Source organism: Methanobrevibacter cuticularis (genome assembly GCF_001639285.1).
GTDB lineage: Archaea > Methanobacteriota > Methanobacteria > Methanobacteriales > Methanobacteriaceae > Methanobaculum > Methanobaculum cuticulare.
In genome coordinates this window covers 1-11,796 of the sequence record NZ_LWMW01000090.1, presented here as the reverse complement: position 1 = coordinate 11,796, position 11,796 = coordinate 1, and the positions used below count along the sequence as shown (strand labels likewise).

General features: G+C 24.5%; 5 protein-coding genes. All 5 read right to left on the bottom strand.

Features of this window, described 5'->3' with window-relative positions; all coding sequences use genetic code 11:
- Positions 1–309: 309 nt before the first annotated feature.
- Positions 310–1,434 (bottom strand): DUF362 domain-containing protein, encoded by a 1,125-nt coding sequence (locus tag MBCUT_RS03860; RefSeq protein WP_067259099.1) that lies wholly within the window; start codon positions 1,432–1,434, stop codon positions 310–312.
- 218 nt (positions 1,435–1,652) lie between these two features.
- Positions 1,653–1,925, bottom strand: coding sequence for a TfoX/Sxy family DNA transformation protein (locus MBCUT_RS03855; RefSeq protein WP_067259097.1), 273 nt, complete (start codon positions 1,923–1,925; stop codon positions 1,653–1,655).
- A 219-nt stretch (positions 1,926–2,144) separates the two neighbouring features.
- Complete coding sequence (locus tag MBCUT_RS03850; RefSeq protein WP_067259095.1) at positions 2,145–2,894, bottom strand: hypothetical protein; 750 nt, start codon at positions 2,892–2,894, stop codon at positions 2,145–2,147.
- Between the two features lie 591 nt (positions 2,895–3,485).
- A complete protein-coding gene (locus MBCUT_RS03845; protein WP_067259093.1) occupies positions 3,486–7,109 on the bottom strand; it encodes a DEAD/DEAH box helicase in 3,624 nt (1,207 codons plus the stop codon).
- 712 nt (positions 7,110–7,821) lie between these two features.
- Positions 7,822–10,842 (bottom strand): beta strand repeat-containing protein, encoded by a 3,021-nt coding sequence (locus MBCUT_RS03840; RefSeq protein ID WP_157082469.1) that lies wholly within the window; start codon positions 10,840–10,842, stop codon positions 7,822–7,824.
- Positions 10,843–11,796: the final 954 nt, after the last annotated feature.

Here is an 11,796-nt window from a genome sequence, read left to right as displayed (position 1 = left end):
AAAATTTAATAAAAATATTTCGCATTTAAAATCTTTAAATATTATATGAATACATATATTATTTTATTTCTTAAAAATAATATTTATAAAATCTATAATTTAAATTTAAAATAATATACACTCTTTAAAGTTGAATTAAATAAAATAATTAATTTATTATAGTCATCAATACATATTTTATCAATTATTTAATATTTAAATGATTTATATGGAAATTAATTCCATGAAAATATCTAAAAAAGTGACTTATGAAACACTCCCTTAATGTTTATTTTAATAATTAAATTCATAAATTTTCTTAAGAAAAGATTATATTTCAATCAAACGAAAATCTTGAGAACCTAAACCAATTTTTTCACTATATCTTAATAGCTGAGTGCCATCTACATTTTCCCAAACACCTTGGAACTTATCCTCACCATGACCACAATTTTTATGAAGCATGGAATCAGAATTACCTTTTTGTTGGTTAATAAGATGAACACTTGCAGCATCAATAGCTACAGGATCAGAAGAGGCTAAAAATCCAATATCAGGGACAATTGGAGCATCACTCCATGGAACACAATCACAGTCAGGAGTGATATTTGTTAAAAAATTAATATACCCAACTTTCTTAGATTTTCCTTTCACTGAAGCTAAAGCATACTCTGCCATACGTTCTATAAATTCAGGTATTTCTTTTTCCCAATCCAAATCTATTGATTCTTCAGGACAACCATCCCAACAGTTCATACAAGCAATACATTTATCATATACAATAGAATACTCATAATCTTGTTTTACTTCAACATACTCTTTAGCTATTGCATCAACAGGACAAACTTTAAAACAAACTCCACAATTAATGCAATCTTCAGTCATTATAGGTTTAGCACACTCATGTTGCTCTAATTTACCAGCTATTGTTGCACAGCCCATAGCTAAATTCTTAACAGCCCCTCCAAAACCACTTAAACCATGCCCCTTAAAATGACTTGCTACAAGCAATCCATCTGCGTTTATAATATCTCCCGCGATTTTAGCACTCTTTACATGTTTCTGATTAATATCCACCAAGACCTCATTTTCACTACTCAGACCATCAGCTATTATAATAGGAGCTTCAACTACAGAATAAGAAAATCCATTTAAAATAGCTGTTATAAAATGATTTACAGAATCATGTCTCATACCATGATAAAGTGTATTAGTATCTGTTAAAAAAGGATTAGCCCCTGTTTTCTTAATTTCATCAACAACATATCTTATAAGAGTGGGAGAGATGTATGAATCATTTCCACGCTCACCAAAATGTATTTTCAACCCAATTAAATCCTTTTCATCGAACAATTCATTAAATTTAGCCTTTTTAAATAGCTTAACTAATTTATTTCCTTTATTATTATCATCACTTCTAGCTCTTAAATTTGAGAAATACACATTTGAAGTCATTAAAACACACCTATTCTTATTATATTTTTATGATATAAATAATTATAAAAGTGGATTTTTTTCATTTTTTGAAGGTTTTTTAGGCATCATCTTTATTTTCAATGTGGTTATTACTTTGTTTTATGAAAATACACAATCATAGAAAAATAGAAAACTATGAAATTTAATTTATTTTTTACAAAAGCTAGGAAATAATTCTAAAAGCAAAATTTTAAGATTCATATTTTTTTATTTTCTTGTTTAAATTTGTCATAGAATTCTTTTAATGATTTTTCCGTGTTTTCATCAAGGTCACTACTATTTATGCCTTGTATTGCTCCTTCAAGTACTCTTAATTTATAACTACATGATGATGGAACATTTTTTTTAATTTTTATCCATGTTTCAATAGCTCCGACTTCTTCTAACTCTTTTTTAGTTGTAATTCCAACTTCATTCAATTGACTTTCTAAAACTTTACCAATACCTATTAAATCAGTTAATCTTTCCATAATTATCTCCTTAATCAATTTTATTTAATTATTTTTTAATTATTGTTAAATATTTATTTTGAAAATAATCATTGTTTTTATTTTGAAAATAACCATGTTAAATATTTATTTTGAAAATAACCATGTTAAATATTTATTTTGAAAATAATCATTGTTAAATATTTGTTTTAAAGAGAATAGAAAAATGTAAAAGTAGATATAATAGCTGTTTCTAGTAAGTCACAATTTTCTTACTAACTTTTTTAATGTTTCTCTTTTTTCTGCTTCTTTTTCAGCTTGTAGCTCTTTTTTAATTAGTATTTGTTCTTTTTCATATTCTTGCAAACCTATATCAATCTCTTCATCAGTGAAATAGCTATTATTCATCTTTTCAATAGCTAATTGCTTAGTATTAAATAAAGATTCATACTTATTTCTAAATCTTTTTCTGGCCTTTTCTTGCTTTAAAAGTTCCTCTTTTTTGACTTTTTCTTCTTCTTTTCTTTTTATCTCATTTCTTTCTTTAATTTTTTCCTTTTGTCTTTCATGTCTTCTTCTAAACCTTCTATTTTTTTGTAAGTTTCTTTTCCTCCTACTTTCTTCTCTCAATATCTCGATTTTTGTTTTTTCTTTTCTATTTTTTTCTATCAAACTTTTAATCAGATTTATATCATTGAATTCAGTATTTTTATCAATAGCTATTTCATTTTCTTTAAGAGTGTATTGAGGTTTTTCTCCTTTATTATTAATATTCATATTTTTCTTGTGTTTTTGGATTTCCTCTTTAATGAATTGTTTTAGTCTTAGTTTACATTCCTCATTATTTGTTATTCCATGATCCTGATTTGTTTCAATGATTTTAAAATAATTACAGTTTAGAAAGTTTTCACATAAAATAAATTTGCAATGATATATTGATTTTCTTATAGTTTTTCTGCCACAAATAGGACACCATAACTCAAAATCATCTAAACTTTTGTTTTTATACATTTTATCACTAACAATCTATTTTAAATGCAAGTTAATATAATGAGTCAAATATTACGGAATAATTTAGTGAATAATTTAATAAATAATTTAGTAAATAATTTAGTGAATAATATAATAAATAATTTAATAAATAATTTAGTGAATAATATAATAAATAATTTAGTGAATAATTTAAAATATTTTAGTAAATAATTTAGTGAATAATATAATAAATAATTTAATAAATAATTTAAAATATTTTAGTAAATAATTTAGTGAATAATATAATAAATAATTTAATAAATAATTTTCTAATATAAATATATGTTATCTCTATTAAAAAATATAGGAGCTATTAAACTATCAATCATAATATTATGGTTATTATTTATTTAATTATATTATTTAAAGTTTATAATTAATGGTTTCAAATTAGAGCATTAATTTGATTTAAAAATTAAAATATCTGAATGTTTATTTAAAAACATTTAGATTTTAGATAGATTTTTTTTAAAAAAATGAACTAGTTTTTTAAACAATGACAATCTCACTATAACAATCGAAAACTGAATAATGTTTAAATTAAGAACTTTTAAAATTAAATCATAGAATTTAGACTTTTAAGTTTAATAATTCTTGAAGTTCAGTGTTTGACATTTCAGTTACGAATTTTTCATCTGTACCTACTGTCATTTCAGCTAGTTCTCTTTTATTAGATAACATTTGGTTAATTTTCTCTTCAAATGTTCCATTTGTTATAAATCTATATACAAATACATTATCTTTCTGACCTATTCTAAAAACACGGTCTGTTGCCTGATTTTCAACAGCAGGATTCCACCACAGATCAAAATGAACAACATGGTTAGCTGCTGTTAAGTTAAGGCCAGTCCCTCCTGCTTTTAATGAAATAATTAAAATTCTCTTATTTTCATCATTTTGGAAGTCATTGATGATTTGATCTCGAACTTTACGATTCAAACTACCATGATAAAACATTACATCCGTTTTAAAGTTATTTTTTAAAAGTTCAACAATAATATTACCCATTTGAACAAACTGTGTGAAAATAATGATTTTTTCATTATTTTCTTCTGTATTTTCTAAAATATCAACTAACATTTCCATTTTTCCAGATTCTTCAATGCTAAAAGAGTCTGATTTTGTAAAATGTGATGGATGGTTACATATTTGCTTAAGTGAGTTGATTAACTTAAAAACCAAACCTTTTCTCTCAATTCCTGAGGAAGTTTCCAAATTTTCTAAAGTTTTATCAATTACATCTTGATATAAAGCAGTTTGCTCTTTATTTAGTGGACATAAACATTCAGTGACAATTTTGTCAGGTAGGTCATTTATTATAGATTTATCTGTTTTTAATCGCCTTAAAATAAAAGGAGATGTTATTTTTTTAAACTTTTCTAAAGTTTGATAATCCCTATCTTTTTCAATAAAATTTACATAATTCTGCTTGAAATTTTTCAATCCATCTAAATAACCATTATTTACAAAATCAAAGATACTCCAGTAGTCAGTTAAGCAGTTTTCAACTGGAGTTCCTGTTAAAGCTATTTTACAATCAGAGTTTAATTGTTTAATAATTTTAGTTTGTTTAGTGTTTGGATTTTTAATGTTTTGAGCTTCATCTACTACAATCATAAACCAGTCAACATTATTAAAACTATCAAAATTAGCTCTAACCATCCCATAAGATGTTATGATTATGTCTACATCAGGATTTATAGTCTTATTTTGACTGTGAAAAATATTAAAGCTCAAAGTTGGTGTAAAATGCTCTATTTCTTTTTGCCAGTTAAAAAGAATAGCTGTTGGAACAATTATTAATATTTTTTTATCTTTTAAAAATCCATTGTTTTTAAAGTGTAGTATTGATGTTAAAACTTGTAAAGTCTTCCCAAGTCCCATGTCATCAGCTAAAATGCTTCCAAATCCAATAGATATGTTTTGAACCAACCATGAAAAGCCTCTGTATTGATAAGGTCTTAAAACACCATTTAAATTCTCTGGTATTGTTATATCTTTATAATTTTTTATTTCATCCAATACATTTAATATATTTTTATCTATCTCAACTTCATTATCCATATACTTTGAAGTTAAAACTGTTTGTAGTAGATGGTTATGTTTAATTTTATTAGGGATATTTTTAATTCGATTAGATATTTTATCAGAGCTAATTGAATCAATAACATAATTTTTATTGTCTATTTTCACAAACATTGAAGATTTTTTAACAAGTTTTTTAAATTCTCTGAGACTTAACTCTTTATCAGCAATAGCTACCTTCCAATCAAAATCAACAAGATTTTCTAGATTTAGAAGACTTTCTTTATTTAAAGACTGATGTTTAGCCATCATATTAATGACAAGTTTCGGTTTTATAACATTTTTCAAATTTTTTGGTAGTTTGATATTAAAGTTTAAATATTCCAATAATGGAATTGTGTTTAAGTAAAAATCAGCAAATTCTTCATTAGTTAAATTTATTCTCTTATTTTTATCTATTAATTCTTTTATGTTGTGAAAATAGCTTTCCAATAGATATAAATCAGAAAATATTCTAAATTTATACTCTTTATCTAAGTTTCCAATTTTTTCTTTAATGGGAGAAAAATCATCGTCTACAGAATCATGACTATTATTATCATCACTATGATCATTAATAAATTGTAAGTCTATGTTAAAATCATCATGGTCTCCATCAGATACTGATAAAAATATTTCATGCTTATTTTTCAATGAAGATAAATTAAAAATCCATTTTTCAATTTGATTTACTTCTTCATTTGAAATTTCTGTAAGTTTAGAAGAAAAGAATAAGCTATAAATATTGTTAAATGAAGGATTACTTCTAGTTTCAAGGATAGTATTAGTCATTATATCCTTAATAAAAAAACTTATAATTATTTTTATTTGTTCTTGTGAAGATATTAATTTATCATCAAATAAAACCAAGTCATTAGGACATGATTCTGCTAATTTTTCAAAAATGTTTTTGACTTCTTTCACAAACAATGCTGGAATCCATCGAATTAAATATTTTCCATTATTTTCTAATAATTCGGGACAGATAGCTATTTTTTCTAAAAGATTTAAGGTAAATTGATAAATAACATAAATGTATTGTATTTTGTAATCATATTTTCTAATAATCCACCATGGGACTTCATGAAAAAAATTAAAAAACATATGATGAGTTTTATAATCATGACTAAACTCATTAATTGATTTTAAATTATAATTTTTATCAACTTTAATGCGTGTTTTACTAAAGTTATTATTTTTACCCCATTTGTTATAAAATAGAATATTTTTTGTGGTTTTATCTTTATAAGTCGATTCAACATCAGAATCATTGGTAAAAACATTTAAGTCAAACTTTGATTTATCATTACTTTCAATATTATTTTTAAATCTTGATAAACTAATTAATTTTCTAAGAAATAAATTTTTAAAATCTAATTTAAAAAAAACTGGTTTACTCTCAAGTAATATATCTATTCTATCCTTAGAGTAAGGAATTTGATTAAAATCTATTAGATTTAGAGTATTTTCAAAGATTTCCTTATTTTTTCTCTCATTCTTCATTATATTTTTCTTATTTCTATTTTTAGAACCATTTATTTTTAAATTATCATCATTTTGAGCATTATAATTACTAATAGTGGTTGTTAAATTTTTAATTCCATTTATAGAATTATATTCATTGAAAATTATAGATAAATCAATATTGCGAACTTTGAAAAGTAAAAGAGGGTCTTCATTGATTTTTAATGAAAAGAAATAAAACATACTCATTGTTTCAATTGAATATTTTTTTCCATTGTAACCATTAAAAGTTAAATCATTAATTGATTTAGGAATCAAATGAATTCCATTCTCTAGAAACTCATCATTTAATGATTGTGAGAATTTATTATTTAATAAATCCATTAAATTAAAAGGAGAGTTCAATATAATATTCATTATTTTTTCTGAGGTTTTTTTATCAAAACTTTTAAAAACAATTGAAAAATCATGATCAAATCCAAAAAAGGATCTATCGTATTCTTGTATTTCTGAAATTCCATTATTATCAATTTTATATTTTAGTTTTTTCTCTTTCTTTAAGTAATAGTTTTTGCCTTCTAAAAATAGATTATGTAAATCTTCATCATTTACAAGATCCAACCATTCTAAAGTCCACCAATTTATTAATTTTTCAATAAGTCCCATCCTCCATAAATAGGTTATAATAATCAATCGAATTATCAGAAAATTACTTTTTATACAAATTTAAGTTCTAGAATAGAAAAGTAAAAATTTATTATAAAATTTATAAAGCAATAGCTATAAAATGACCTTAATATTTTAATTTCACTTAAACCATTAAATAATGTTTAACCTTCTAATTTCACTTAAACCATTAAAATAATGTTTAACCTTATTATTATTAATGTTATTGATTTTTATATTTCTCCCCCACATTCACTAAAAAATCGATTCATTTTTTCTTTTTGTTTCATTAATTGTTGTGTGTTAATTAACTAAAATAAAAATTAAAAATTTAATGTAAGATACTATAATATAATCAAATTAAACCAGGAAAAATAAAAATAATGAAAAACAATTAAAAGATAAATAAAGATTAAAAAATTAATAAATAATAATATAGTCCTGAAAGAAAAGATTCTAATCAATGGTTTATTGGAATATTAATTTATTTCGTAAATATAAGTCGTTATTATCTTTAATTTCTAAAATAATCTTTAATAATTTTATTATTAAAAAAATATATATTATAATTATTTAGACTGAGAAGTAAATGAATATAAAAGTTTTTAAAAAATATCATTACTTATAAACTTTATTTTCAGGACTATAAAAGCTAAAAAAGATAACTAAAAGATAAAAAATAATTAAAAAATAAAAAATAATAAATACATTTTTACAACTTAACAATTTTTAAATTATTTTTATATGTTATTTCATCCATAGTTTTTTTAGGGTTTAAAGAAAGATATGTTTTACAATATTTATGTAACTGGCTATCAGGATAATAACTAATAATCAATGTTGTCTTTTCCCCGGCTTTGAGAGATTTCACTTTAACATTTTTAATTTTAGTTTTAAACGCATTTCTAACATGCCAAAGATGTAAATTTGTGATTTTAGACTTTAAACTACCTTTATTCTGAATAACCACCTCATAGTTAAATACCTGTCTATTTGAAGTTTTACTTTTTTTAATGCTAACTATTGATAAATCAACTTTTGGTTTAACGATTTGAATTTTAGAAACAGAAACATGTGAACCCTTAGAATCATTAAATACGGCTTGAACAGTATATTTCCCACCTTTTAAATTAGCTATATTGAAAATAGCTATTCCTTTGCGGTTAGTGGTTTTGGTGTATGTTTTTTTATTTATAGTTAGAGAAACCTTTTTATTAACTAATGAATTACCATTAAATCCTTTTAAAGTTATTTTTATATTTGTTTTTGTACCTTGATTGATTTTTGGAGCAGATAATGATATTTTATTCTTTTTAATTACATCTTTTTCAACTTCAAAATAGGAAGTAGTAGTAAAATCAGTATATTTATCAGTTCCACTATAATTTACAATAATGTTAACTTTCCCAATAATATTTGGTTTGTAATTTAAATTCCAAGCACCACCAGAATCTGTTGTTAAATTATAACTATTACCACTTATAATAATATTAATTGGAGTATTAGCTACTATATTACCTTTTTCATCTGTTAAAACACCAGTAATATTAATAGCTTTACCAAGCTTAATAATTTTAGGATTAACTATAGTAGAATTAACAACAAGTTTACTAACATTAAAACTAGTACCATTCACAAAACCATAATATGTATCATTACCCACCCAACTAACAGAAACAACAAAAGTCCCATTATGAATCGGCCTATAAGCTAAATTCCAAGCACCATTCAAGTCTGTAGTCACATTATAAATATCACCACCAACACCAACACTAAGCTGAGCACTAACTACTGGTTTTCCATCCTCATCAAAAACAACACCAGAAATAAAAGTATTAATACCCACCTTAGAACCACTAGAAACAACAACAGTAGAATTAGTAATAATCTTACTAACATTAAAACTAGTACTATTTACAAAACCATAATATGTATCATTACCCACCCAACTAACAGAAACAACAAAAGTCCCATTATGAATCGGCCTATAAGCTAAATTCCAAACACCATTCAAGTCTGTTGTCACATTATAAATCTCACCAACAACACCAACACTAAGTTGAGCACTAACTACTGGTTTTCCATTCTCATCAAAAACAACACCAGAAACAGAAGCATTAATACCCACCTTAGAACCATTAAAAACAACAACAGTAGAATTAGTAATAATCTTACTAACATTAAAGCTAGTGCTATTTACAAAATCATAATATGTATCATTACCCACCCAACTAACAGAAACAACAAAAGTCCCATTATGAGTTGGTGCGTAATTTAAATTCCAAGCACCATTCAAGTCTGTTGTCACATTATAAATCTCACCAACAACACCAACACTAAGCTGAGCACTAACTACTGGTTTTCCATCCTCATCAAAAACAACACCAGAAACAGAAGCATTAATACCCACCTTAGAACCACTAGAAACAACAACAGTAGAATTAACAATAAACTTACTAACATTAAAACTAGTACCATTCACAAAACCATAATATGTATCATTACCCACCCAACTAACAGAAACAACAAAAGTCCCATTATGAATTGGCCTATAATTTAAATTCCAAACACCATTTGAATCTGTTGTTACATTATAAATCTCACCATCAACACCAACACTAAGTTGAGCACTAACTACTGGTTTTCCATTCTCATCAAAAACAACACCAGAAATAAAAGTATTAATACCCACCTTAGAACCATTAGAAACAACAACAGTAGAATTAGTAATAAATCTATTTAATGAACCATTAAGAACAGTAATGTCATAACCATCATGCCCTGTGTAATCACCAGTAACAATTAAATCACCCCCAACAGATGATATATATGTTAAATTAGCATATCCTTCAATAATAGCAACATTTCCAGAATATATTCCATTAACATAGAATGTAATTTCTTGCCCTGTAATTGGATTACCCATGTCATCAGTTAAATTAGCATACAAAATAATATTCGATCCAATAATGTTATGTATAGTACTATTACCAATGTAAGTTAGATTTAAGATACCCATATTACCAGTATTATAAATCCCATTACCGAAAGCATTAGCAGTATTACCTTCCATAGTATTTCTTGAAACACTCATATTACCTGAGTTAAAAATACCACCACCATTATCAGTAGCTGTGTTATTAATAAAGCTAGAATTAGTAATGGAAGCATTTATACCACCATTCCAAACAGCACCACCAACTTGACTTGCCGAATTATTAATAAAAGTGGAATTTTCAATATTTAAACCACCATTTACTAAATATATGGCTCCTCCACGAAGTCCAGTGTTGTTTATGAATTCTGAATTGATTATGTTAACTGTTGATGATGAATCACTTCTTATTGCACCACCTTCTCGGCCTGCATTATTGTAGAACTTACAATTTTCAACTGTTAAAGTTCCTCCATTGTTGTTTATAGCTCCACCGAAATTAAAACTTGTCCCATTTCCATTAATAAAAGTCATATTTATAAAAGAAACCGTATATCCTGATTTAACATTAAATAACCAATCATTACCATTTCCCTGAATTCTAGTATTACCTGATCCAATGAAAGTAACACTCTTGTTGATACCAATATTAAAATGTCTCTGCCATTGAGAATAAGTTCCATTAGCTAAATAAATGGTGTTATTTGCAGAATAACCAGGATCTAAAACTTGTTCAACCTGATAGTCTAATGCAGTAGTTGTGTTCGCATAAACTACAGTAGCATTAACAGAAGACATAGAAATAAAAAATAATACTAAGAATAAACCCGTGATAATGATTAATTTTTTACTTGTTAAAAATCTCTTTTCAAATTTATTATTAATTTTAATCAACTTCCTCTATTTTTATTATAAACCTTTAATTTTGGCTCATGGTCATTTTATGGTTCATTGTTCTATTATGTTTGGAGTATTTAATAATATAGGAAACAATCACTATTAATTATAACTTAATTAAACATTATTATATACACTACTATATAAATATTACTGAATAAAATATATATAAATATATATGTATATATCATAAACAAGTAAATGAAAAAGAACTTAAAATACAAAAACCTAAAATAATCAAAAAAATAATGATATGAATTTTTTGAATAGTATTATTAAAAAATATAAAATCCCATTTAAAAATGTTTTTAAAATACAAATAAATCGCTAAAAACTTTTAATTTTTATTTTTCTAATTTTTAATTTTATAAACTCTAATCTTTTTACAATATTATTACATATTAAGTTTTTTAGATTAAATTAATAAAGTTTCATAATTATTATTCTAAATCCTATTAATTTTCACTTCTTTTTTTAAAAACTTTAATGATACTAAAACTGTTTTCAACAATTATATGACTATCATTTGTTAAATAATTATTTGTTTTTAGATATTTTTGATTAAATAAAGATCTTATTCGATTTTTGAACAACAAACGTGCTGAAACTACTCAAAAAATGTAAAAAAATAATAGATTTTCGCCAATACAAAAAAAATAAAGGAAAATGAGTAAAAAATAATTAGCTATTTAAAAAAATAAGTAAAATAAACAGATAAAAGAAATAATGAGACTGTCAAAATGTTAGTTGTTATTTTTTTCGCAGAAATCGTTGCTGATTTTAATGTATTTTAAACAGCTTTTTGATGATAATTGTGCCGTAGGCACGCAATTTTTTTAAAAAACGTGAAAAGAA

Excerpts from the sequence above, each read along its gene's own strand:
- MBCUT_RS03860 (WP_067259099.1), bottom strand. The coding sequence starts at position 1,434 with ATGACTTCAAATGTGTATTTCTCAAATTTAAGAGCTAGAAGTGATGAT.
- MBCUT_RS03840 (WP_157082469.1), bottom strand. The coding sequence starts at position 10,842 with ATGTCTTCTGTTAATGCTACTGTAGTTTATGCGAACACAACTACTGCA.
- MBCUT_RS03850 (WP_067259095.1), bottom strand. The coding sequence starts at position 2,894 with ATGTATAAAAACAAAAGTTTAGATGATTTTGAGTTATGGTGTCCTATT.
- MBCUT_RS03855 (WP_067259097.1), bottom strand. The coding sequence starts at position 1,925 with ATGGAAAGATTAACTGATTTAATAGGTATTGGTAAAGTTTTAGAAAGT.
- MBCUT_RS03845 (WP_067259093.1), bottom strand. The coding sequence starts at position 7,109 with ATGGGACTTATTGAAAAATTAATAAATTGGTGGACTTTAGAATGGTTG.